Consider the following 24,350-nt stretch of genomic DNA (forward strand, 5'->3'; position numbering starts at 1 on the left):
TGCGCGTCCCCCCGCCATCACCAATACAGGCATGACCGTGAGCCACATTCCCCAGATCGATTACGACACCGCTTCCGACGCTATCCGTGCCGCCCACGACGAGGAGGTCCAAGTCCGTGGCCGCATGACCAATATGAAGCGTACCCTCTTGCATTCGCCGACGGCGCACCGGATCTATGCCGAGTGGTTCACGCTGCGGGAGGAGTTGCGGCCTGTTCTCGACGACCGGGCGATCTGGCTGCTCTCGCATGCAATCTCCGAGGCGATGAAATCGCCGATCGCGATGGGCTTTTTCCGCCGCGCCTTCGCCAATTCCGGCGCCGACTTCCATTCCCTCGTGCCGACCGAGGACGAACAGCGGCTGATCGATTTCGGCCGGGCGATCGTCGCCAATTCGAATGCGGTGCCGGCAGAGATCTGGGACGGGTTGAAAGCGCGCTATGACAATGCGGCGCTCGTCAACCTCGTGGCATTTGCGGGGATCATGGTCGCAACCGCGCTGTTCAACAACGTGGTCGAAGTCGAATTCGATAGGGAATTGGCGCCGTTCATGGATTGAGCGGGCCGTGGCCCGAGACGGTCGGGCCACTCATACAAAGAGGGTCAATCTGCGTATCGGGTCACAAATTCCGGGTTGCCGCGCAAGGTGTTGCTGACGGTGCAGATTTCATTTTCGGCAGCCTCGGCAATGGCATGCCGGGTCGCGTCGTCAAAATCGCCTTTGATGTCGAAGACGATCTCGAATTTCCCGATCCGTGACGGTTCGTCATGGGCCTTCTCGCCCGTCACCCTGGCGCTGACTTCGGTCAACCGGTCGAGGACGCCAAAACGGCTGGCGGCAATGCGGGCGCTCAATACCAGGCAGCTGGCGAGCGAAGCATAGAGCAGGTCAAGCGGTCCGTAGCCCGGCTGCGACGGGCCCGTCACGATATCCAGTTCGCCGCCGGTAACCGAAGTCACGTGCGGAAAGCCGGTCCTGCCCACCACTGCCGTGGCGCCTGTTTCTCGCGTCCTTACCTTCACGTCTGCCATTTTACTCGCCTTCTCCAATGTTCGCAGAATCGGGTTCAGCCACTACGCAGAAGTCCCGATTCGGCCGTGGTGCCGCGGGTCACAAGTGGCCCGCGGCTCTGATATGTCCGCGCTCAGTTGCAGGTGCAAGTGAGCGCGCACAGGAATCAGTTCTTTTTGACGAGGCGGTAGAAGACGAAGTCGGAGGTAGCGCCGTTGACGTAACCTTCGACCTTGTCCTTCATCGCAACCTGAGTTGCGGCCTGGAACATGATCACGATCGGTGACGTTTCCTGCACCTTGCGCTGCAGGTCGACATAGAGCGCCGAACGCTTGGCCGGATCGGCTTCCTTCAACGCAGCTTTCGTCGCTTCGTTGAGCTCTGCCGGGACTGCCCAGCCGTTACGCCATGTGGTCGTCGACTGATACTTGTCGTCCGCATTGTCTTCGTTATAGGCGAAGGCCTTGGCGTTCGAGTGCGGGTCCATGAAATCAGGGCCCCAATAGAGCAGCATGGCCTCATGCGTACGGGCACGGTATTTGGTGATGACCTGGCTGCCGGTTCCCGGGATGATGTCGAAGTTGATGCCGGCTTCGGCGAAGGAAGCCTGCAGCGACTGTGCCATGTCGGTGAACGGCGTCGAGTTGATAACATCGAGCGTCACCTTGATCGGCGTCTGGATGCCGGCATCGGCAAGGATCTTCTTCGCCTTTTCGACATCGTAGGTATAAGGCGTTTCGTCGAGCGAGCCCGGGAAGCCCTTCGGCCAGAAGGCCTGGTGGACCTCCATCTGGCCCTTCAGGAAGCTGTCAGTCATGCCCTTGTAGTCGACGAGATAACGGGCTGCTTCCCAGACGGCTGGCGGCTGCAGGGCTGCGGCCTTCTGGTTGAACGACAGGAAGTGGACGGCCGCCTGTGGGTAGGATTCGACCTTCATGCCGCTCTTGGCCCCAAGGCTTGCGACCTGGTCGGGCGTCAGGTTCTTCGCCATGTCGACGTCGCCGGTTTCAAGCATCAGCTGCTGGGTTGCGGCTTCCGCAACGTGACGGATGATCACGCCCTTGATGGCCGGAGCGCCGGCGAAATAGTTCGGGTTGCTCTGCAGGTTCAGAAGTTCCCCGGCGCGGAAAGCCTTGAGCACGAACGGGCCGGAACCGGCCGAGTTCGCCTTGAGCCAGGCATTGCCGTAGTCGCCGTCGGCTTCGTTCGCCTTGACGGCTTCCGCGTCGACGACCGAGGCCGGACGTGCCGCCAGAACGTTGAGTACGAACGCCGACGAGAAGTCGCCTTCATACTTGATCGTGACCTTGTTGCCGTCGGCAGTCACCATCTTGTCGATATTTTCAGGTGTCCAGCCGAGCTGCGTCAGGATGAAGGCAGGCGCCTTGTTGAGCGCGACGACGCGCTTGAAGGAGTAGACAACATCTTCGCCACGCAGCGGGTTGCCGGAGGAGAAGGTGACGCCATCTCGCAGGGTGAAGGTGATCGTCTTTGCCGCATCGTCGGCGGTCCATTCGCTGGCAAGACCAGGCGAAAGCTTCAGGACGTCGGGCGCATCATATTGCACCAAACGGTCATAGGTCTGCGTCACATATTCGCCGGACGAAAACTCGTAGGCTTCGGCCGGATCGATGCTGACGATATCGTCGATGTTCTGGGCAACCACCAGCACTTCGGCCGGGGTCTCCGCCAAAGCTGCCGGAGCCACGCTCAGCATAAGGGATGCCGCGAAAACCGCGGCCTTGAACATTCTCATCATCGCTCTCCTATTTTCGATGAGGTTTGGTTTTTGTTGTCGTCGCCGGCTTGGGGGTTGCCTGAGGCATACCGGTCTCGTTGGGCAAGGGTGTACGGGATCGGAACAGAGGCAGGGTGCCGGTCCAGATCAGCCGGACGGGCCGATCCGTCTTGTTCCACCAGTAGTGTGGCTGGATACCCCGAAAATGCAGGCCGTCGCCGGGGGTAAGTGTGGTCTCGTCGTCATCGAGACCGAACAGGATTTCGCCCTGCAGGACGTACACCAGTTCCTCGCCCTCATGGCTGAACACCTCCGAGCGGTGTCCGGCGGGGATGGTGATGACGAAGCTGGATAGCTGGTTCCCGGCAAAGTCCGCACCGATCCGCTCATAGGACACCGGCGAGCCGCCGACGGAAAAGACCATGCGCTCGCTGGCGCGTGACAGACCGGTATCGATCGCCGGTGCCAGGATGAAGTGGTTGAGCTCGGCGTTCAGCCCCTGGGCGATCTGCGCAAGCGTGCCGAGGGAAGGCATGGCGAGATCGCGCTCGATCTGGCTGAGATAGCCAACCGATACCCCCGCAGCATCGCTCAGCGCCTGCAGCGTCATATGCATCTGCCGCCGGCGCGCACGCAACAGCGCGCCGATCCGCGGCTGGCCCGCAGTCGCGGCCCTGGCGGATGCGGTCTCTGCATCCTCAGATGGCACGGTCACAATGGATTCTCCTCACCAGTAAAATTTTTTTGATTTAAGCAAACTTATTTATATACTCCAAGCGAATTCTTGCGCTATCGACAGCCGCGACCGCAAGCGAACGAGGGATGGAATCGCCACGTGGCAAACAACAACACGACTACAGCGCCCGCGCCGACGCGCCGCGCCGGGGCACAAAGCCCGGGCAGACGGCGCCTTTTTTCGCTGCTTGGCTTTCTCGTCACGCTTGGCGTGACCTTCATCGGGCTGCTCGCAATCACCTTCTTCATCGGCCGCATCGTGCCGATCGACCCAGTGCTCGCCGTCGTCGGCGACCGTGCCCCCGTCGCCGTCTATGAGCGCGTCCGCGAGGAAATGGGTCTCGATCGACCGCTGGCCGCCCAGTTCGTCAGCTATGTCGGCGATGTGGTCACCGGCAACTTCGGCACGGCAGTATCAACCGGCAAGCCGGTGATCGAGGATCTCGCCCGGGTCTTCCCGGCGACGCTGGAGATGGCGACGCTCGGCATCATCCTCGGCGTACTGATCGGCGTGCCGCTCGGCGTCGTCGCCGCAAGCCGCCGCGGCTCCTGGCTCGATCAGGGCATCCGCGTCGTCGGCCTGCTCGGTTATTCGGTGCCGGCCTTCTGGCTCGGCCTCGTCGGGCTCGCCGTCTTCTACGCGAAGCTGAAATGGGTCGGCGGCCCTGGTCGGGTCGATATCTTCTACGACGGCGTCGTCACCCCGATCACCGGCCTTATCCTCGTCGACAGCATCATCGCCGGCGACTGGGAGATCTTCCGCAACGCGGTCTGGCATCTCATCCTGCCGGCGTCCTGCCTCGGCTTCTTCTCGCTTGCCTATATCGCCCGCATGACACGGTCCTTCATGCTCGATCAGTTGAGCCAGGAATATGTGACGACGGCGCGGGTCAAGGGCGTTCCGGAACGGCTCGTGATCTGGCGCCATGCCTTCCGCCCGATCCGCGTGCCGCTGATCACCGTCATAGGGCTTTCCTATGCCGGCCTGCTCGAAGGCTCCGTGATGATCGAGACGATCTTTTCGTGGCCCGGCATCGGCAACTACCTGACCGTCGCCCTGCTCAACGCCGACATGGCGGCCGTCCTCGGCTCGACCCTGGTGATCGGCGCGGTCTTCATCGGCATCAACAAGATATCGGACGTGCTCTATCGCGTGCTCGATCCGCGTGCGCGCTAGGGAGAAGCGGACATGACAACACTTCGCGACTGGCTGATCGACGACAGCCCCGCCTCGCCGATGCAAGCGCGCCTTGGCAGGTTCTACCGGATTTTCGGCGCGCTGATGCACAATCCGCTCGCCGTGGTCGGCGCGATCATCATCCTGGTGCTCGTGTTGACCGCACTGTTCGCACCCTGGATCGCGACGCATGATCCGCTTCGCCAGGCACTCGGCGAGCGCCTGCTGCCGCCAAGTGCCGAGCATTGGATGGGAACCGACGAACTCGGCCGCGATATCTGGTCGCGCGTCGTCTACGGTGCACGCATCACGCTGGCGATTGTGACGCTGGTGGCGGTGCTCGCAGCGCCCGCCGGCCTGGTGATCGGTGTTGCCGCCGGCTATTTCGGCGGCTGGGTCGATCGCATCCTCATGGGCATCACCGACATTTTCCTGTCGCTGCCCAAGCTGATCCTGGCGCTTGCCTTTGTCGCGGCGCTTGGTCCCGGCATCGAAAATGCGATCATAGCCATCGCCATCACCTCCTGGCCGGGTTACGCCCGTGTCGCCCGTGCCGAGACGATGACCTTCAAGAACTCGGAATTCATCTCGGCCGTGCGGCTGCTCGGTGCGTCGAGCCTCCGGGTCAATCTCGGTCACGTCCTGCCGCTCTGCACCTCTTCGATGATCGTGCGCGTCACGCTGGACATGGCCGGCATCATCCTGACGGCAGCCGGCCTCGGCTTTATCGGGCTGGGCGCCCAGCCGCCGCTTCCCGAATGGGGTGCGATGATCTCGCGCGGCCGTTCCTTCATTCTCGACCAGTGGTGGGTGGCAACCATGCCAGGCTTTGCCATCATCCTCGTCAGCCTCGGCTTCTGCTTCCTTGGAGACGGTCTGCGCGATGTGCTCGATCCGAAGAGCGGGGAGCAACGCTGATGAACCCGCTTCTCGAAATCGAAAACCTGCGCGTCACCTTCCCGACGCCGCGCGGCGACCTTGAGGTCGTCCGTGGCCTCTCCTTCACGCTCGGCCGCGAACGCCTTGGGATCGTCGGCGAGAGCGGTTCGGGAAAGTCGATGACCGGCCGCTCGATCCTGAAACTGGTGCGCGCACCGGGCCGGGTAACGGCAGACAAGCTGACCTTCGACGGCATCGACCTGCTGACACGCTCCGAACGGCAGATGCGCCCGATCCGCGGCGCCCGCATCTCGATGGTGATGCAGGACCCGAAGTTCTCGCTGAACCCGGTGATGACGATCGGCGAACAGATCGCCGAGGCCTTGCTGACGCATCAGCGTATGCCGCGCCGCGAAGTGAACAACCGCGTTCTGACCATGCTGGAATCGGTCCGGATCGCCGACCCGGAGCGCGTTGCGAAACTTTACCCGCACGAAGTTTCCGGCGGCATGGGCCAGCGCGTCATGATCGCAATGATGCTGATCCCGGAACCCGACCTCCTGATCGCCGACGAACCGACTTCGGCGCTCGACGTCTCGGTGCAGGCACAGGTCCTCGACATCATCGACGAACTGGTCAAGCGCAAGGGCATGGGCCTGATCTTCATCAGCCACGACCTCAACCTTGTTTCGAGCTACTGCGACCGGATCCTGGTGATGAACACCGGCGAGGTCGTGGAAGAGTGCAAGGCGGGCGAATTGATGAATGCCAAACACCCCTATACCCGTGGTCTGATCGCTTCGATCCCGCGTCTCGACGAAACCCGGACCGAGCTTCCCGTGCTCGACCGCAGCGCATGGGCAAAGAAATGACGGCGCTTTCCCTCAAGAACCTCGACATCTTCTACGGCGACGCGCACATCACGCACGACGTCAATCTCGAGATTGCCGATGGCGAAAGCTTTGCGCTCGTCGGCGAGAGCGGCTCGGGCAAGTCGACGGTGCTGAAGGCAATCGCCGGCCTTGCTCCCGAGTGGACCGGAGAGATCAACGTCTTCGGCAAGCCGCGCAGCCACGGTATCGACCGGGCCTTCTCCCGTCAGTGCCAGATGGTGTTTCAGGATCCCTACGGTTCGCTGCATCCGCGCAAGACCGTCGATGCCACGCTCGGCGAAGCGTTGACCATTCACGGCATCGGAAATCGCAGCGCGCGTATTGAAGAAGTGATGTCCTCCGTCGGCCTCGACCGGAAATTCCGCTTCCGCTTTCCGCACCAGCTCTCCGGCGGCCAGCGCCAGCGCGTCGCCATTGCGCGTGCACTGATGCTGAAGCCGAAGGTGCTGTTGCTCGACGAGCCTACCTCGGCACTCGACGTGTCGGTACAGGCGGAAATCCTGAACCTGCTCAAGCGTTTGCGGCAGGAACAGAACCTGACTTTCCTCATGGTCACCCACAACCTTCCAGTCGTTTCCTTCCTTTGCGACCGGCTGGCAGTGATGCGGCAGGGCCGCATCGTCGAAGTGGCCGATGTCGCCGACCTCAAGCGTGGCGACCTCAAGGACCCCTATTCGCGCGAACTGATGCACATCAGCGCAGCGCACGCGAACTAATCAACATTCCAAGGACTTATGATGAACAGTGAACAGATCGCTGCCGCGTTGGCTGAATTCGACGCGGCGATTGCCAAGGACATCGACGCGGACGCCGTATGGGGCGCGCTTCAGACGCTTTGCCGCCAGGTGATCGGCGCCAAGCTCTTCACGATCATGACCGTCGACATGGTCAACGAAGTCGCCCGTCGCGCCTATACCTCGCATCCGGAGGAATACCCGACCTCCGGCACCAAGCCGATCCGCTACGACAGCTGGTTCGACATCGTGCACAAGGCGCATCAGACCTTCGTCGCCAATACGATTGTCGACATCTCCAAGGTATTCGGCGACCACGAAACGATCTGGGCACTCGGCTGCGGATCGGTCGCCAACATCCCCGTCGTTGTCGGTGGCGAACTGCTCGGAACCGTCAACTGCCTCGACGTCGAACATCATTACACGCCCGAGCGCGTTGCCCTGTCGAAGCATCTGGAACTGCCGGCCAAGCTGGCTTTCCTCGCCGCCGCTCGCTCGGCCAAGAACTGACATGTCGTGGCCGGGGGCATCGATTGCCCTCGGCCACGCCTTTGCCTCAGCGACCGATCGCCATGCCGGTCTGCTTCAGGAAGAAGTGCATCTTCTGCGTCTCGATCGGGACCTCGATCGTGTCGTCCGGCCTGACCCGCGATGCCGCGTGGATCTGTGCGGTGAACGCTGCCTGACCGACCTTGCCGAGCGCCAGTGTGTGCGGCCCCAGGGGCTCGATATCGCGTACCTGCACGGAGAGCTTCGGCGCATCGACGTCCGACGCCATCGTGTGCTCCGGGCGAATGCCAAGCACGACGGCCTGACCGATGAAAGCGCCGAGTTTCTCGGCTCGTGTGTCTGGTATCCTGGCTGCGATGCCACCATCCGCCTTGAACCATAGCCCGCCGTCGCCGCGCTCGAGCGTTCCCTCGACGAAATTCATGCTCGGCGCGCCGATGAATGCCGCGACGAACAGATTGCTCGGCGCCTCGTAGAGGGTGATCGGATCGGCGGCCTGTTCGATGCGTCCCTGATTCATGACGACGACGCGGTCGGCCATGGTCATGGCCTCGACCTGATCGTGGGTCACGTAGACGGCAGTCGTCTGAAGACGTCGATGCAACAGCTTGATTTCCGTGCGCATTTCAATGCGCAGCTTGGCGTCGAGGTTCGACAGCGGCTCATCGAACAGGAAAACATCGGGCTGGCGGACGATCGCGCGACCGATGGCGACGCGCTGGCGCTGGCCACCGGAAAGGGCGCTCGGCTTGCGATTGAGGTAGGCGCCGAGATTGAGAATACGGGCCGCCTCGGCGACGGATTTTTCGATGTCGGCCTTCGAAGTGCCCCGCACCTTCATGCCGTAGCCGATGTTCTCGGCCACCGTCATATGCGGGTAGAGCGCGTAATTCTGGAACACCATCGAGCAATTGCGCAGGCCCGGGCGTAAATCGGTGACGTCACGCTCGCCGATCCGCACCGTGCCCGAAGATGCCGTCTCAAGGCCGGCAATCATGCGCAGGGTGGTCGTCTTGCCGCAACCGGACGGCCCGACGAGAACGACGAACTCCCGGTCGGCGATTTCAAGATCGAGCGGCGGGATGACGGTGATGTTACCGAAGGACTTGGTGATCTGCTCCAACCGGACCTGGGACATGCTGACGCCTTTTCTGCTGACGATAGCCGGCGCGAAAAGCGACCGGGATACTGCATAATCCCTCAAATCGACATCGATCTGAGGAGAACTTTATGCAGCAGGTTTCAAGCGCCACAGCGTCTTTAGTGCGCCATATCTGACGCGCGGCGCTGTAGCGTAGCTGCAACCGGGACGGTGCGCCCCGGCCGCAGATATCGAGAAACCCGCCCCGGTCACTTCGGAGCGGGCGCTGGCTCATCCTATTTCTGTGGCAGGCCCATCGATGCGCGATAGGCAGCAAGCTGCTTGTCACGACCGAATTCGTCCGTCAGCTTGTTCCACTGCTCAGCGACGCTATCAAGCGCCTGTTGCGGTGTGACTTCGCCGGCAAGTGCCTTGGAAAGTTCGATTTCAAGCACTTCGGTGTAGGAGAAATAGCCCGGCAAACGCATGTCGAGCGCGATGTTCTTCGCGGTCACCGCCTCCTTCTGCGCGCCCAGGTACTCCTTGGCTTCACGCTCGGAGAAGATCTTCGACCAGAGATCGACATTGGTCGTGTGGGAGATGCGATAGGGATTGACGCCGGTACCGCCGGTGATCGCCGCCTGGCCGGAGACGGCAGGGCTCGACAGATACTGAATGTAGTTCCAGGCCGCTTCCTGCTTGGTCGACGATGCGGGTACCGCCGCCTGCCAGCCGCCGAACGCCATGAAGGAGGTCTGCACGACGTGGTCGAACTTGTCCCACTTCTTGGTCTTGTAGTTCCAGACCTCGTCCGAACCCGGCAAGGACGCCGAGCCGACATTGCCTGCCACCTTCGACTGCTTCGGGTCGGCGCCGATAACGCCGGTATCGCCCCAGCCGATCGACTCGGCAACCTGGCCGCCGGCAAACGCCGCGTTCACTTCGCCGAAAGAGAAGTTCAGGGCATTCGGCGGAGCGAGCTTCGAGGCGCGGATATATTCCTCGAGGCCGCGGACCCAGCCGGGATTGTTGACCTGCGCATCCATCGTGTCCGGATCGAAGAACATGCCGCCTGGATTGTCGGGATGGCTGGTGTAGCCGGCAACGTGGCTGAAGAGGAACCAGAACTGCTGGCCGCCGCGGCGGAAGGCTTCGGCCGTTCCCCACAGGTTGTTGGAGGGCTGGTTGAAATATTCGGCGATGTCGAGATACTGCTTCCAGGTCTTCGGCGGCGCCAGATCGTAGCCGTATTTCGCCTTGAAGGCCTTCTGGTTGTCGGCATTCTCGAACAGGTCGATACGATAGCTGTAAGTATGGGCGTCACCATCCATCGTCTGTGACAGGATCTTGCCGTTCCAGACCATCAACTGTTCGCGATAGACCGGTGCGATATCCTCCCAGTCGGCGCCTTTCTGCATGTCGGCGGGCATTTCCGACAGGAAATCGGTAAAGTCCGGCGCCCAAGCCGGCGCAAAGGCGATGACGTCAAAGGCATCTTCGCCCGATGTCAACGACGTAACGATTTTCGGATAGAGTTCCGACCACGGAAACTCGACCACCTTTACCTTGCCGCAGGTCTTTTCCTCCCAACCCTTGGCCGCAAGTTGCAGCGCGGACGCGATATAAGGCCCGGTCTGCGTGGTCGCCGTCAGTTCGACGCCGGAATAATCGGGGTCGCAGGCGAGTGCCGTGCCGGTGCTTGCCATGGCAAGGACACCCAGCGACGCTGATGTCAGTAGCAGTTTCCTCATTCTTTCCTCCCTTGAATGAATTCTTGCCGAAAAACAGGTCGTTATTTGATCGCCCCCAGCAGCAGACCGGAGCGCATGAGCCGGCTCAACAGCCCGGCCATGACCATCATCGGAATGATCGCCACCAGCGCGGCGGCGGAGATTGCCCACCACTCGTCGCCGCGCTGGCTGTTCTGACCAGCCACGAGGATCGGCAGCGTCTGCCATCTCGAATTGGTCAGGAACAGCGCGAACAGGAACTCGTTCCAGACGAAGGCTAGCGTGATCATGAATGTCGCGATCAACCCCGGCTTCGACATCGGCAGAACGATGCCGAAGAAAATCCGCCAGGACGGAACGTTGTCGACCATGGCCGCCTCTTCGACTTCGACTGGCAGCGCTTCGAAGAAATCGCGCATCAGCCAGATGACGATCGGCAGCGAGAAGGCGATATAGGCGAAGGTCAGGCCGATATAGCTATCGACCAGCTTGAAGCCGAGCTTGCCCATTTCGGTGTACATCAGATAGAGCGCGAAGGCGGCAACGATTGGCGGGAACATGCGCTGGCTGACGAACCAGAAGACGATGTCGTTGTTGCCGAGTTCAGGCCCCGGCAACCGGAAGCGACTTGAGAACACCGCCAGCGCCAAGGCGGCGATGAAGGCGTAGATCAGCGAGATCCCCTGCCCGAAGCCGAGCACATTGCGACCGAGCAGGAAGCCGCCGAAGGCGATGACGACGAAGATTAGGGCGGAGGCCAGCCGGAAGCGGAAGGTAAAGCGCACCAGCGCATAAGCTGCCATCGCGCCGATGCCTGTCGCGAGGATAGACGCTGAAAGGCCGATGATCGTCGAGGCCAGGAAGGTGTTGTAGAACTGGCCGCGCTGGCCGGACAGAAGTTCGCGCCAGGCCGTGAGGCTCGGCTCGAAATCGACGAAGGGCAGATAGGTCGGCCCGCCGACGACGGCGATCGGCGTCTTGAACGACGTGATCAGGACCCAATAGAGCGGGAAGAAAGTAATGGCGAGCCAGATGAGGCAACCGCCGAGCGCGGCCCAACGACGTTTCCCCTTGAGGGTGCGCACGCTCATTTGTGCTTCTCCAGATACGGCTTGAGGATGGCGAGATAGACGAGGCCGATCACCGTGATGACGATCAGGAACAGAAACGACAGCGCCGAGGTGTAGCCGAGATTGAATTTCTTGAAGCCCTCCTGATAGGCAAAGAGCGTCAGCGTTTCGGTCGAGATTCCAGGCCCGCCGCCCGTCATCACGAAGACCGTGTCGATAATCTTGTAGCTTTCGATCAGCCGGATGAAGACGACAGCAACAGAGATCGGCAGCAGCATCGGAAAGGTGATGTCGCGGAACCGTTGCCAGGGTGTCGCGTTCTCCAGCGCCGCGGCCTCGTAGACGTCATCGGGCAGCGTCTGCAGCCCGGCCAGCAGCATCAGAATGACAAAAGGCGTCCATTGCCAGACCTCGACGGCGATAATCGACCCGAGCGCCCAACTCGTCTGCGTCAGGAACGGCAAATTGGGAAAACCGAGAGCACTCATCAACTCGTTGAGCGGACCCATCGTCGGATTGAGAACCTGACGGGCGATCAGCGCCACAGCAACCGGGGCCACCAGCATCGGCAATAGAAAGCTGACGCGAAAGATGCCCTCGCCCGCCACACGGGAATTAAGCGCAAGCGCGACGGAAAGGCCGATCACATATTGCAGGCCGACGGAGATGAACGCGATCAGCGTGGTCGTGCCCGCAACATGCCAGAAGCGTGGGTTCTGTAAGAGATCCGCATAGTTGCCAAAACCGACGAAACGCGCCGGCATCGGCGGCACCAGACGCATGCTCATGAAACTGGTGGTCAGCGAATAGATCAACGGAAAGATGGAAATCACCAGGACGATGATGAGAGCCGGCCAGATGAAAAAGTGCTTGATCGGGTCGTTGCGCGTGGTCATGCGGCCGCCCCTCGCCCAAGTAGAGCCTCTATCTCCGCAAGGGTCGGCATGGCAGGTGCTGTGCCGCGGCGGGTAACCGAGATTCCGGCCGTCGCGCAGCCGAAGCGTGCTGCCTCAACCGGGGCCAATCCCCGCGCCAGTGCCGCCGAGAACCCGCCGACGAAGGCATCGCCCGCACCGGTCGTGTCGATAACCGCGCCGCTTGCCATCGCCGGGACGAAAACGGACTGGCTCTCACTGTGGAGAAGGACGCCCCGTTCGCCGAGAGTGATCAACGCGGACTTTGCGCCCTTCTTCAGAAGGGCGTCACCTGCCCGCCGCGCATCGTCGGCCGTGGCAAGAGCAAATCCGACCAGCGCTGCCGCTTCGGTCTCGTTCGGCACGATGTAATCGCAAAGCGGGTAGATCGCATCCGGGAAGGGTTCCGCCGGCGCCGGATTGAAGACGGTGACGACACCTGCCGCATGTGCGATTTCGAGCGCTCGCTGGGCGGCAGCCGCAGGCTGCTCCAGCTGCGTGACGAAGATGCGCGATCCTTCGATCGTTTCTCGCGCCGCCTCGACATCGTCGATACCGATCGACCCGGCCGCACCGGGATAGACGATGATCGCGTTCTCGCCATTCTGGTCGTTGACGTAGATGAAGGCCGCACCGGTCGGAAGGTCGTCCATCTGGACGATCTTGGGTGTCACGCCTGCCTCGGCATAGGTACGAAGCGCCATCTCGCCGAAGGTATCGCGCCCGATTTTCGAGATGAAGGAAACCTGACTGCCCGCCCGCGCTGCGGCGACGGCCTGGTTCGACCCCTTGCCACCCGGCCCGACCGAAAAGCCGCTGCCGGTAATCGTTTCGCCGACAACGGGCATGCGCCGCGCCAGATAGGCCGTATCGGCCACGAAGATCCCCAGGATCGAAACACCAACCTTCATTCCTGCCTCCCCTGGTCAGGCCGCGACGAAGGACGAAGCGGAGATCCAGCTAAATTTCACAACTTCAAGATCTTACGACGATCAGCTCAGGCGGCTGATGCTTAGGCTAACGTATGGTCAGCTAGGCCGTTTCCGGTGGAATGACGCCCTTGGTGAAAAGGAAGCAGCCATAGAAGCGCGTCTCGCCGGTGGTTATGACGCAATAGGCCTTCTTGGCTTCCTCATAAAACGCAAAGCGTTCGATGCCGTACATCGGCGCAGGCTTGCCCTCGGCGCGGTCGATTTCGGCCTGGACCTCCTGTTGCACGCCGGGAATTTCCGTCGGCGCCCCCATGATCTCCATGCGCCCGGCCGAAGGCTGCAACGGCGTGTCGAGCGGCAATACCGACAGGACCGCCTTCACGGCGCGTGCAGCAGATACGTTGTCGATCCGCAAAAGCTTGCCGAGCGTGGTCTGCCTGGCGATCGCATCGGATGGGAAATTGGTGTCGGAGATGACCAGTGTATCACCGTGCCCCATGGAACGAAGCGCGTGCAGAACATCGGCATTGAGCGCCGGGTCCAGATTTTTCAGCATAGACAACCCTCCTCCAGACGCCCGCTCGCATGCTCCCGAGTGGCGTGAAACTGCGTGCCGCCATGTCGGCGCCACGCTCTCCCAAATCTAACCATGCAACGTTGCAGTCGCTGCATTCTCGAGCCGGCTCCCCCCGCCCCGAGATGGGGATCCCTTACTCGCCGTAAGGGATCCAGATGTTTTTGACGTCGGTGGCGCGGCGCAGATAGGCTTGTCCTTCTGCAGCCGAGCGATCGAACCAGTCGGTCGCCTTGCCATTGTCGACAAAGGTCCGCTTCAGGTTCCCTGCCGAGAGCTTTTCGACCATTGTCGAAAGCTCCTGCGTGCCGAAGGCCCAGAGCGCGTCGACGTCGTTGTGGCTTGCCAGCGTTTTTGCCAGCTCCATCGCCGAGCCCGTGACGATGTTGATGACCCCCGCCGGAACATCGGACGTCTCGAGGATCGAGTAGAAGTCCGTCGCTGCCAACGGGTGCTGTTCGCTTGGAACCGCAACGACGCGGTTGCCGGTAGCGATCAACGGTGCCACCAGACTGATGAAGCCGAGCAGCGGCGCTTCCGTCGGGCAGACGACACCGACGACACCGATCGCTTCGGGCATGGCAAGCGCGACGCCGCGCAGCGGCGGCTGATGGACCACGCCCTCGTATTTGTCGGCCCAGGCGCCGTAGCTGAAGAGCCGAGAGATCGAAGCCTCGACCTCTGCCTTCGCGTTGGCTGCCGAGGCGCCGGTCATCGCGACGATACGGTCTGCAAATTCATCCGCCCGGCCGCTCAGGTTTTCGGCGACGTAATAGAGGATCTGTGCACGATTATGCGACGTCGCCGACGCCCAGCCGGAGGCCGCATGCGCCGCAACGACGGCGTTGCGGATATCCTTGCGGTTGCCCTCACCGACCTCGCCGAGCACTTTGCCCTTCGGCGAAAGGACAGGGCGCGAATAGTTGCCATCCGGGCGCGCCTGCTTGCCGCCGATGAAAAGCTTGGCCGTGCGATCGAGCGACGGCAGCGAGAAATCGCCGGACGCCTGCTTCAACACCGGTTCTGCCGGTGCTGCACGCAGCTTGCGACCGACCCAGGCCTTGGGCTTCAGATATTCGTAGCAGCCTTCGCGGCCGCCCTCGCGGCCGAAGCCGGATTCACGCTTGCCGCCAAAACCGGCCGCAGCGTCAAAGAGATTGGTGGCATTGACCCAGACGACGCCGGCCGCAAGCTTGGCTGCGACGTTCAGCGCCAGGCCGATCGTTTCGCTCCAAACGCTTGCGGCCAGGCCGTAGCGCGAATGGTTGGCGAGCTGGATTGCCTCCTCCGGCGTGCGGAAGGTCATCGACACGGCGACGGGTCCGAAGATTTCCTCGGTCGCGACGATCGAAGTCGGCTGCACGTTGGTGAGCAAGGTCGGCGGATAGAAGCTGCCGCCCTTCGGCAGCTCGATCTTCGGCTGGTGAAGCTTCGCGCCTTCGGCGACGCCCTTGGCGACCAGGCTCTCGATGCGCTGCAACTGCACCGGCGCAACAATCGCCGCCATATCGATCGCCTTGTCGAGCGGATGGCCGACGCGCAGGGTCTGCATGCGCCGCGTCAGGCGCTCGTAAAAGAGCGGAGCGACGCCTTCCTGCACCAGAAGTCGGGAACCGGCACAGCAGACCTGGCCCTGGTTGAACCAGATCGCGTCTACCACACCTTCAACGGCGCCATCGATATCAGCGTCGTCAAAAACAATGAAAGGCGACTTGCCGCCGAGCTCAAGCGTCAGCGATTTGCCGGTACCAGCCGTCTTTTCGCGGATCAGGCGGCCGACCTCCGTCGAGCCGGTGAAGGCGATCTTGTCGATATCCGCATGCTCGACGATCAGCGCGCCTGTTTCGCCTTCGCCGGTCACGACGTTCAGCACGCCGGCAGGCAGTCCGGCTGCAGCGGCAAGTTCCGCGAAAAGCAAGGCCGTCAGCGGCGTGAACTCGGCCGGCTTGAGGATGACCGTGTTGCCCAGCGCCAGGGCCGGCGCGACCTTCCAGGCGAGCATCAGGAACGGAAAATTCCACGGGATGACCTGACCGACGACGCCAACCGGCACCTGATCGGCAAACTCGGTTTCCTGCAGCTGCGCCCAGCCGGCGTGGTGGTAGAAGTGGCGGGCGGCCAGCGGAATGTCGATGTCGCGCGTTTCACGGATCGGCTTGCCGTTGTCGATCGCCTCGACCACCGCGATCAACCGCGCATGGCGCTGGATCATGCGGGCAAGGGCATAGAGGTGGCGGGCACGTGCATGGCCCGGCAGCTTGGCCCAGGACCCTTGCGCCTTTCGTGCCGCCGCGACCGCGTCGTCCACGTCCTTGGCGCTACCCAGGGCGACCTTTGCCAGAAGAGCGCCGGTTGCGGGTTCAAAGGTTTCGAAGGCCTTGCCGGAGGAAGACGCGACAAAAGCACCGTTGATGAAGTGGCCGAACTCGCCTTTGTGGCGCGCCAGCCACTGGCGAGCTTCGGTGTCGGCTTCCGGTGCGGGACCATAGGACATTTCGTCAAAATACCTTGCGACTGTCATCGGGATCATCCAATCGGGTGTCGGTTGAGGGCCGAGTAGGCGCCGGTCACGTGATGCTCCAGCTGGCGTTCGATATCGCCGAGGAGGCTCGATGCGCCGACGCGGAAAAGGTCCGGCTCCAGCCACTCACGACCGAGTTCGTCCTTCATCAGGAACTGGTAGTTGAGGATATCCTTGGCGGCCGAGATGCCGCCGGCCGGCTTGTAGCCCACCTTGATGCCGGTGCGTTCCTGATAGGCGCGGATCATGCGCAGCATCACCAGCGTCACCAGAAGGGTGGCGTTGACGCCTTCCTTGCCGGTGGAGGTCTTGATGAAATCGGCGCCCGCCATCATGCAGACGAGCGAAGCGCGGGCCACATTGCGCAGCGTCTTCAGGTCGCCGGTCGCCAGGATCGCCTTGACATGCGCATCGCCGCAGGCGGCGCGGAAGTCGCGCATCTCGTCATAGAGAGCCTGCCAATTGCCGGTCAGCACATGCTCGCGGGTAATGACGATGTCGATTTCCTTGGCGCCATCGGCAACCGAAGCCTCGATCTCGCGCAGCTTGACGTCATGCGGAATGAGGCCGGCAGGAAAACCGGTGGAGACGGCGGCAACCGGAATGCCCGAACCTTCAAGCGCGTCGACGGCGGTCGAAACGAAACGATGATAGACGCAGACGGCGCCGGTGGTGATACCGCGACTGCCCATGCCAAGCGCATCGAGAATGTCCTGGCGAACCGGCTGGCGCGCCTTGGCACAGAGCCGCTTGACGCGTTCGGTCGTGTCGTCGCCGTTGAGCGTCGTCAGGTCGATGCAGGTCACGGCCTTCAGCAGCCAGGCGGCCTGCGCGTCCTTCTTCACCGTCCGGCGACCAGGCAGCGTCGAGACGCGTCGTTCGGCAGCCGAAAGGTTGACACGCTGGTCGACAACCCAGCCGAGATCAAGCTCCATGCCATCGTTGCGCGGCCAGTTATGGCCAGCGGCCACAGGTGCCACGGCTTTCGCGGCCACATTCTTCACAGCAAGGTCTTCCAAGCGATTGCTCCTCGAACTCCCTGACATCGCGGCACGATAGCACGGCTGTTACCCGTGTCGGCGGCGATTCTCATTTTGTTATTTTTCTATCGTATTTTTGTTAGCATTCCACCAGAAACGCGACGTGTCAAGCGACCTATCGCGTTTCGGTGAAATGCTGCCATTTTTTGGCGAGGTCTCAGATCACCGGAATGCGCGTGTCGCCGTCCTCGGTGATCACCGAACGAAAGACGTTCATCGGTGCAAAGAATGCGGGCTTCAGCTTGCCGATCTTGCTCAGGTCGACAACGAGGTGGCTTTCGCGCGCGAGCGAGATCACCTTCTGCTTCACCGCCACCTCATGAAAATGCACGCAGGTTGCACCACGTCCCGGGTCCACGCCTGCGGCCGAGAGAAAGGCGACATTGATCCCAAGCAAATCGAGCGTTTCCAGCCCAGAATTCCCCGAGAACGACGCCGAGGCCGGATGATAGACACCGCCGAGCATGACGATGCGGACATTGGGTTTTCGCGTCAGCCTGTCAGCAACATTTAACGAGTAACAGACTGCAGTAATTGAATAATTGTCCGGAATGAGATCGACCAGATACTCGAGCGTCGTACCGCAATCGATAAAGATGGTTTCGTCCGGACGAATGTGCTGCGCCGCATGGACACAGGCCTCGCGTTTTGCCGCTGCATGACTGTCGGCCTCGCGCGCCAGCTCATAGGGCATATCGCCATCGATCTCGCCCGCAGGCACGATGTGGCCGCCGAGGAAGGTGAATTGCCCGGGATTATCGGCGACATCCCGCCGGATGGTCATCTCGGAAACCCCGAGCAAGGCAGCGGCATCGCGCAGATGAAGAACGCGACGGCCGGAGAGCGCGTCGGCGAGTTGAATGATGCGGGCTGTCTTGCGGCTGGCCATAATCGTTCCGTCTGTCCGGTCGTTCGAGCCAAAACATCACAGCAGAGATGGCCGAACACAATTTGTGACAATTATCACAAAGTGTCGTTATTCGGCAAGTAACTTCACACGACCCGGCAAAAGCAGACGACGGAGACCGCAATGCAAGCCTCCGTCGTCGAAAATTGTCGCTTTGAGAATGCCGACGGCGGTAGATCAAAGAAACCCGCCGCCGCTTTTCGCTCGGCTAGCTGGCGATCGGCGCGGTACGCGCTGCCAGCCACGCTGCGGTCTCCGGATCGAACACCCCTTCCATGGTCTTGGCTACACGCCAATGGTAGGTGTCGATCCACTGCCGCTCAGTTTCGCTCAGCAGGCTGATATCCGCGAGCCGCAGATCGATCGGCACCAACGTCAGGCTGCGGAAGCTCATGAAACCATCGCCGTCGTCGATCACTTCCACCTGGTTCTCGATGCGGATGCCGTATTCCCCAGCCTTGTAATAGCCAGGCTCGATGGTCGTCACCATGCCCGGCCGCAATTCGATCTCGTTGACGCGCCGGTCGAAACGCTGCGGCTGCTCGTGCACCGACAGGAAGTGGCCGACACCGTGACCGGTGCCATGATCATAGTCGAGCCCGAGGTCCCAAAGCGGCCGGCGCGCGAAGGCGTCGAGGTGATGGCCGTAGGTCCCCTTCGGGAATTTGAGCGAGACCATGGAGATCAGCCCCTTGAGGACCGCCGTATAGGTGCGGCGCACTTCATCGCTGACAGCTCCGATCGCGGTCGTGCGCGTCGCGTCCGTCGTGCCGGTAAAATACTGCCCACCTGAATCGAGCAGATAGATGCCTTGCGAGGTGATCGGCGCATCGCTCTTGGCGCTGGCCGCATAGTGGCACATGGCGGCATGGCCGGCGGCCGCCGAGATCGAGCGGAAGCTCGGCTCGACGAAGGTCTCCTCCATCTGCCGAAGGGCGAGAATACGATCCTCCGCCTCCAGTTCGGTTACCGGGCGCCCGTCCTTCTCGCGCTTGGCCGCATTGGCCTCCAGCCATGCGAAGAACCTGATCCACGCAGCACCATCATGGCGATGGCAATCGCGAAAGCCCTGGAGTTCAACGGGATTCTTCAGCATCTTGGCAAGCGTGATCGGGCTGCGCAAAAGGCGCACGCTGCCGCCAGCCTCGCGCGTCGCATGGGCGACCGCCGATGGGGCAAAGCCGGCATCGACGAGCGCCACCCGCCCGGCGGCAGCGGTCCGGACGCGGTCGAGCAACACCTCCGGCTCGGACATCGTCACGCCGTCGAGTTCGAAGTCCGAGAGGTCATTGGGCAGCTTGCGGTGGTCGACGAGCCATTCGACCCGGCCGTCCCTGTCGGCGATCATGAAGGATTGCGGCATTGGGTTGAACGCTATGTCACGGCCGCGAACATTCAGGAACCAGGCGATGTTGTCGGGCTGCGCCTCGATCAGCACGTCGGCGCCTTGCTCCGCCAGCATCTGGCCAATGCGGCGCTTCTTGTCGGCGACGCTTTCGCCGGCATAGTCGCGCGACAGGGCCATCACGTTGCCAAGCGGGCGTTCGGGCTGGTCCGACCAGATCGCATCGACGAGATCATCGGTTACGGCGACCCACTCGGCGCCAGCGGCGACAACCGATTGGCCGCAATCCATGTCCCAGGTCGACGGCAGCAGCATCGAATTGAAGCCGACGCGTTCGCCCTTGCGCAGGTTCTTCCGCAGCCAGTCCTTGAGCGGTGCGTCGTAGAAATGCTCGATGGCGAAGCTGTCGGCATCAATCTCTTGGCGAACCTGCACCTGATAGCGACCGTCGACGAAGATTGCCGCGCGGTCGCGCATGACGATCGCAACGCCGGCAGAACCGGTGAAGCCGGTGACAAAAGCGAGCCTGTTGTCATGGGGCGCACAATACTCGCCCTGATGTTCGTCGAACCGCGGGACGACGTAGCCGTCCAGCCCCTGCTCGTCGAGTTTGCGGCGCAGGGCCTCGATCCGGCCGGAAGCCTCCAGCCTGTCTTTCGATGTCATGTGGTCTTTCCCTATTGAATATTTGTCTTCACGCGCCGCCGATCGTTTCGGCGAAGTGACAGGCGGTCATGCCGTTGCCGACCGGCCGCAGTGCCGGCTTTTCCCGGCGGCAAAGCTCGGTTGCGTGCGGGCAGCGGACGTGGAAGGGGCAGCCGGGCGGAATGTCGAGCGGGCTCGGCAACTCACCCGACAGGGCTGGCGCCCTGCGCCGCTCCGTCGGGTCGAGCGACGGGGCCGCGGCCAGCAGGGCTTGCGAGTACGGGTGCATCGGCTTGGAAAACAGCGCCTCCGACGGCCCGATCTCGACGATGGCGCCGAGATAGATCACCGCCACGCGATGGGAGACATGGCGCACCAGCCTGAGGTCATGGGCAACAAAGAGCACCGTCAGCCCCAGATTGTCCTGCAGTTCCAGCAGCAGATTGACGACCTGCGCCTGAACGGACACGTCGAGCGCGGAGACGAGCTCATCGGCAACAAGGCAGGTCGGCTCCAGCGAGAGTGCCCGCGCGATGCCGATGCGTTGGCGCTGGCCGCCGGAAAACTCGTGCGGATACTTGTCGGCTGCGCCATCAGGCAGCCGCACAAGGTCGAGCAGTTCGTCGACACGGCGGTCGACGCCGGCGCCCTCGCGCATGCGATGGACAGTGATCGCCTCGCGCAGAGTATCGCGCACGGTCATGCGCGGATTGAGCGAGGTATAGGGATCCTGGAACATCATCTGGACGCGCTTGTTGTAGCCGCGTCGCCTGGCGCCCTTGAGGTCGATGACACTCTCGCCTTCGAAACGGATATCGCCCGATGTCGGCCGGTGAAGACCGGCGATACAGCGCGCAAGCGTCGACTTGCCGCAACCGGACTCGCCGACGATCCCCAGCGTTTCGGCCGGCATCACGTCGAGATCGACGCCGTTGAGCGCTGAGACGACCTGCCGCGGCCGACCGGCAAGCGTATCCGACAGCGAGCGACGCTTCTCGAACCGCATGAAAAGGTCGCGGATGGAAAGTAGCGGCGTGGCCGCTTCTTGCATCGATTGGCTCATTGCGCCGCCTCCCGTGCGCTGAAATGAACGAGGGCTTCCTCGCGGTGGTGGCAGGCGACCTGGCGCAGCCGTCCGATCGCTTCGAGGCTCGGGCGAACATCCCGGCATTCCGGCCCGGCCACGGGACAGCGTGCCGTAAACGCGCAACCGGCCGGCAAGGCGTTGAGTGACGGCGGTGCTCCGGGGATGGAATAGAGCGGCGTGCGTGGTGCGACATCGCGCGGGATAGAGCGCAGAAGTCCCAGGGAATAGGGATGCCGGGCGTCGCCGATGACATCAGCCGTCGGTCCTGTCTCGCAAAGACGGCCGCCATACATCACCGCTACACGATCGCAGGTCTCCGCCACCACGCCCATGTCGTGGGTGACGAGGATCACGGCCATGCCGAGGTCGCGGCTGAGCGCCTGAATGAGCCGTAGGATCTGATCCTGGATGGTCACGTCCAGCGCCGTCGTCGGCTCATCGGCCAGCAGCAGCTTCGGGTTGGACGCAAGGGCGATGGCGATCATCACCCGTTGCCGCATACCGCCGGAAAACTCGTGCGGGTAATCGCCGAGCCTGTTGCGCGCCGCGGGAATGCCGACCATGTCGAGCAGTTCGATCGCGCGCGCCTTTCTGGCTTTCCCATCCAGATCGGTATGGGCGGCAAGGTTTTCCGATATCTGCAAACCGACGGTCAACAACGGGTTCAGTGACGACATCGGCTCCTGAAAGATCATCGCGATCTCGCGTCCACGCACCCGTCTGAGCGCGCCCTCGTCGAGCGGCACCAGATCCCGGCCCTTCCAGAGGATTTCGCCGCCGACGCGGCCGCGTGGCCGCACGATGCCGAGGATCGAGCGCAAGGTGATGCTCTTGCCCGAGCCGGATTCGCCGACAAGCCCAAGGATCTCCCCCGCCCGCACCTGAAACGAAACATCGTCGACGGCAACAAGAGGGCGCTCTGGCAGGCCGAATTCCGTGCGCAGATGCCGGACGTCCAGAACCGTTTCTTTCTCGAGTTGGTTCATGTCAGCGCCCTTTCGGTCGAAGCAGATCGGCCAGCGCGTCGCCGACGAGGCTGAAGCCGAGGCCGGTGAGCACGATGGCGATGCCCGGCATCAGGCTCATCCACCAGGCTGTCAGCAGGAAGTTGCGGCCTTCGGCGATCAACACGCCCCATTCGGCCGCCGGTGGCTGTGCGCCCAGGCCGAGATAGCCGAGCGAAGAGCCGAGCAGGATGGCGAGCGCCATATCGGTCATCCAGTAGACGATGATCGGCGAGATCGCGTTGGGAAGCAGATGCCGGAAGATGATGCGTCGGTCGGAATAACCGAGCACGCGGCCGGCCGCGGCATAATCATTGGCCTTTTGCGCCATGATCTCGGCCCGCGTGAGACGGGCGTAGTACACCCAGTTCACCGCGGTGATCGCCACATACATGTTGACGAGGCCAGGCCCGAGCACCGCGACGATGGCGATGACCAGAACGAGGAAGGGAAAGGTGATGATCGCATCGACGCAGCGGCCGAAGATGGTGTCGGCGATGCCACCGTAATAGCCGACGAAAGCTCCGACCGTCATGCCGATCAGAAGTGCGAAGATCGTGGCGAAGAAGGCCATCTGCATGTCGACGCGATAGGCCCAGATGACGCGCGAGAGCACGTCGCGCCCGAAATTGTCGGTGCCGAAGGGATGGGCGAGGCTCGGCCCCTGCTGGATTGCACTCAGGTCGAAGGCAAGCGGATCGTAGGGCGCGAACATCCCAGGGAACAGCGCCAGCGCGATCGACAGCGCGAGGATCGCAAAGCCGATGACGAAGGACGGTCGTAAGAAGGCCCGGCCGAGGAAGGCGCGCACGCGACCCGCCTTACGGATGGGAGATTGCACGACGATACTCATGACTGACGAAGCCTCGGATCGAGCCAGGATTGCACGATGTCCGTCAGCAAGAAGACGACGGAAACCAGCACGGCGAAGGTGAGTGTGAGCCCCTGGATCAGCGGATAGTCACGCGCGAAGATCGCCTCCAGCATCAGCCGGCCGACGCCCGGAACGGCAAAGACGGTCTCGGTGACCAGCGTTCCGCTCATCAGGTTGCCGATGGAAAGGCCGAGCAGCGTCACGGTGGAGACCAGTGCGTTGCGCAGCACATGCCGGGTCATGACGATGCGCCGCGAAAGCCCCTTGGCGCGGGCGAACTGCACGTAGTCGGCATCGAGCACCTCGATCAGCGAGGCCCTGAGATTGCGAAGAATGATGGCCGAGGTGTAAAGCGCGACGCTGAGCGCCGGCAGGATCAGGTGATGAAGATTGTCGAGAAAGCCCGTTCCGTAGCCGCCGACCGGAAACCAGCGCAGCTGGGCTGCGAGGACCGTCAACAGCACGAGGCCGATGTAGAAGACCGGCATGGACAGCCCGACCTGGAAGACGCTGCGGATTGCAACATCGACGGGACCGTTGACCCGCGACGCGGCAAGGAACGCCAGCGGCCCTGCGAGACAGATCGCCAGCAGAACGGAATAGAGCGCCAGGAAGACCGTGGTCGGCAGGCGCGCGAGGATGATCTCGGTCACGGGCGCCTTCAGCATGATCGAACGCCCGAGATCGCCGGTCAGCGTGTTCTTGACGAAGACGAGAAACTGGATCGGCAGCGGCTGATCGAGGCCGAGATTGTGGCGGATCTGCTCAAGTTGCGCGTCCGTTGCCTTGGCTTCGGCCATGGCGATGGCCGGGTCGCCCGGCAGCAGCCGGACGAGCAGGAAGATGAAGATCATCACCAGAAGAAAGGTCGGGATGATCTGCAGCAACCGCGCCAGAAGATAGGATAACGAGGGCATGGATTGAACCTTGTAAGCGATGTCGGGCAGC

Annotated in this window: 23 protein-coding genes; 6 read left to right on the forward strand and 17 right to left on the reverse strand. The window is 62.3% G+C overall.

Annotated features, from left to right (window positions below; translation table 11 throughout):
* Positions 1 to 37 precede the first annotated feature (37 nt).
* Entirely contained in the window at positions 38 to 559 is a 522-nt protein-coding gene (locus ASD00_RS33430; RefSeq protein ID WP_038578194.1) for a hypothetical protein, read from the forward strand.
* Between the two features lie 44 nt (positions 560 to 603).
* Here the strand turns inward: ASD00_RS33430 and ASD00_RS33435 are convergent, their stop codons facing one another.
* The 3 genes from ASD00_RS33435 to ASD00_RS33445 form a co-directional block, all read right to left on the reverse strand.
* Positions 604 to 1,032 (reverse strand): OsmC family protein, encoded by a 429-nt coding sequence (locus tag ASD00_RS33435; protein WP_025428635.1) that lies wholly within the window; start codon positions 1,030 to 1,032, stop codon positions 604 to 606.
* Positions 1,033 to 1,178: 146 nt separating this feature from the next.
* Positions 1,179 to 2,768, reverse strand: a complete 1,590-nt coding sequence (locus tag ASD00_RS33440) for an ABC transporter substrate-binding protein (protein WP_025428634.1) — start codon at positions 2,766 to 2,768, stop codon at positions 1,179 to 1,181.
* A gap of 10 nt (positions 2,769 to 2,778) precedes the next feature.
* Entirely contained in the window at positions 2,779 to 3,465 is a 687-nt protein-coding gene (locus ASD00_RS33445; protein WP_025428633.1) for an XRE family transcriptional regulator, read from the reverse strand.
* Positions 3,466 to 3,669: 204 nt separating this feature from the next.
* Between ASD00_RS33445 and ASD00_RS33450 the strand changes: the two genes are divergently transcribed.
* Genes ASD00_RS33450 through ASD00_RS33470 form a run of 5 tightly spaced genes read left to right on the forward strand, consistent with a single transcriptional unit; the run spans position 3,670 to position 7,678 of the window.
* On the forward strand, positions 3,670 to 4,662 hold the full coding sequence (locus ASD00_RS33450) for an ABC transporter permease (protein WP_038578191.1): 993 nt from the start codon (positions 3,670 to 3,672) through the stop codon (positions 4,660 to 4,662).
* A 12-nt stretch (positions 4,663 to 4,674) separates the two neighbouring features.
* Positions 4,675 to 5,580 (forward strand): ABC transporter permease, encoded by a 906-nt coding sequence (locus tag ASD00_RS33455; RefSeq protein ID WP_025428631.1) that lies wholly within the window; start codon positions 4,675 to 4,677, stop codon positions 5,578 to 5,580.
* Entirely contained in the window at positions 5,580 to 6,413 is an 834-nt protein-coding gene (locus ASD00_RS33460) for an ABC transporter ATP-binding protein (RefSeq protein ID WP_025428630.1), read from the forward strand. Before ASD00_RS33455 ends, ASD00_RS33460 begins: the two co-directional genes overlap by 1 nt.
* Positions 6,410 to 7,150 carry an ABC transporter ATP-binding protein gene (locus ASD00_RS33465; RefSeq protein WP_025428629.1) on the forward strand — a complete coding sequence of 247 codons (741 nt, stop codon included), beginning with the start codon at positions 6,410 to 6,412 and terminating at the stop codon, positions 7,148 to 7,150. Before ASD00_RS33460 ends, ASD00_RS33465 begins: the two co-directional genes overlap by 4 nt.
* A gap of 21 nt (positions 7,151 to 7,171) precedes the next feature.
* Positions 7,172 to 7,678 carry a GAF domain-containing protein gene (locus ASD00_RS33470; protein ID WP_025428628.1) on the forward strand — a complete coding sequence of 169 codons (507 nt, stop codon included), beginning with the start codon at positions 7,172 to 7,174 and terminating at the stop codon, positions 7,676 to 7,678.
* Between the two features lie 46 nt (positions 7,679 to 7,724).
* Here ASD00_RS33470 and ugpC read toward each other — a convergent pair whose 3' ends face one another.
* From ugpC to ASD00_RS33540, 14 genes are all read right to left on the reverse strand, one after another.
* A complete protein-coding gene (gene ugpC / locus ASD00_RS33475) occupies positions 7,725 to 8,816 on the reverse strand; it encodes a sn-glycerol-3-phosphate ABC transporter ATP-binding protein UgpC (RefSeq protein ID WP_025428627.1) in 1,092 nt (363 codons plus the stop codon).
* 239 nt (positions 8,817 to 9,055) lie between these two features.
* Positions 9,056 to 10,510 carry an extracellular solute-binding protein gene (locus tag ASD00_RS33480; RefSeq protein WP_025428626.1) on the reverse strand — a complete coding sequence of 485 codons (1,455 nt, stop codon included), beginning with the start codon at positions 10,508 to 10,510 and terminating at the stop codon, positions 9,056 to 9,058.
* A 41-nt stretch (positions 10,511 to 10,551) separates the two neighbouring features.
* The gene (locus ASD00_RS33485) at positions 10,552 to 11,580 is read right to left on the reverse strand and encodes a carbohydrate ABC transporter permease (RefSeq protein WP_057211233.1); all 1,029 of its coding nucleotides are present in this window, start codon (positions 11,578 to 11,580) and stop codon (positions 10,552 to 10,554) included.
* Positions 11,577 to 12,455 carry a sugar ABC transporter permease gene (locus ASD00_RS33490; RefSeq protein ID WP_057211235.1) on the reverse strand — a complete coding sequence of 293 codons (879 nt, stop codon included), beginning with the start codon at positions 12,453 to 12,455 and terminating at the stop codon, positions 11,577 to 11,579. Before ASD00_RS33490 ends, ASD00_RS33485 begins: the two co-directional genes overlap by 4 nt.
* The gene (gene rbsK / locus ASD00_RS33495) at positions 12,452 to 13,384 is read right to left on the reverse strand and encodes a ribokinase (RefSeq protein ID WP_025428623.1); all 933 of its coding nucleotides are present in this window, start codon (positions 13,382 to 13,384) and stop codon (positions 12,452 to 12,454) included. The genes ASD00_RS33490 and rbsK overlap by 4 nt, the downstream gene beginning before the upstream one ends.
* A 121-nt stretch (positions 13,385 to 13,505) precedes the next feature.
* Entirely contained in the window at positions 13,506 to 13,961 is a 456-nt protein-coding gene (locus ASD00_RS33500) for an RbsD/FucU family protein (protein WP_025428622.1), read from the reverse strand.
* 154 nt (positions 13,962 to 14,115) lie between these two features.
* Complete coding sequence (locus tag ASD00_RS33505) at positions 14,116 to 16,500, reverse strand: aldehyde dehydrogenase family protein (protein ID WP_025428621.1); 2,385 nt, start codon at positions 16,498 to 16,500, stop codon at positions 14,116 to 14,118.
* A 5-nt stretch (positions 16,501 to 16,505) separates the two neighbouring features.
* Positions 16,506 to 17,519: a deoxyribose-phosphate aldolase gene (gene deoC, locus ASD00_RS33510; protein WP_025428620.1), complete on the reverse strand. Its 1,014-nt coding sequence runs from the start codon at positions 17,517 to 17,519 to the stop codon at positions 16,506 to 16,508.
* A gap of 178 nt (positions 17,520 to 17,697) precedes the next feature.
* The gene (locus tag ASD00_RS33515; protein ID WP_038577837.1) at positions 17,698 to 18,429 is read right to left on the reverse strand and encodes a DeoR family transcriptional regulator; all 732 of its coding nucleotides are present in this window, start codon (positions 18,427 to 18,429) and stop codon (positions 17,698 to 17,700) included.
* Between the two features lie 226 nt (positions 18,430 to 18,655).
* On the reverse strand, positions 18,656 to 20,458 hold the full coding sequence (locus ASD00_RS33520) for an aminopeptidase P family protein (protein ID WP_025428619.1): 1,803 nt from the start codon (positions 20,456 to 20,458) through the stop codon (positions 18,656 to 18,658).
* A 28-nt stretch (positions 20,459 to 20,486) separates the two neighbouring features.
* Positions 20,487 to 21,500 carry an oligopeptide/dipeptide ABC transporter ATP-binding protein gene (locus ASD00_RS33525; protein ID WP_082523801.1) on the reverse strand — a complete coding sequence of 338 codons (1,014 nt, stop codon included), beginning with the start codon at positions 21,498 to 21,500 and terminating at the stop codon, positions 20,487 to 20,489.
* A complete protein-coding gene (locus tag ASD00_RS33530) occupies positions 21,497 to 22,510 on the reverse strand; it encodes an ABC transporter ATP-binding protein (protein WP_025428617.1) in 1,014 nt (337 codons plus the stop codon). Before ASD00_RS33530 ends, ASD00_RS33525 begins: the two co-directional genes overlap by 4 nt.
* A gap of 1 nt (position 22,511) precedes the next feature.
* A complete protein-coding gene (locus tag ASD00_RS33535) occupies positions 22,512 to 23,381 on the reverse strand; it encodes an ABC transporter permease (RefSeq protein WP_025428616.1) in 870 nt (289 codons plus the stop codon).
* Positions 23,378 to 24,319: an ABC transporter permease gene (locus ASD00_RS33540; protein ID WP_025428615.1), complete on the reverse strand. Its 942-nt coding sequence runs from the start codon at positions 24,317 to 24,319 to the stop codon at positions 23,378 to 23,380. The genes ASD00_RS33535 and ASD00_RS33540 overlap by 4 nt, the downstream gene beginning before the upstream one ends.
* Between the last annotated feature and the right edge of the window lie 31 nt (positions 24,320 to 24,350).

This window comes from Ensifer sp. Root31 (assembly GCF_001424825.1).
GTDB classification, from domain to species: domain Bacteria; phylum Pseudomonadota; class Alphaproteobacteria; order Rhizobiales; family Rhizobiaceae; genus Ensifer; species Ensifer canadensis.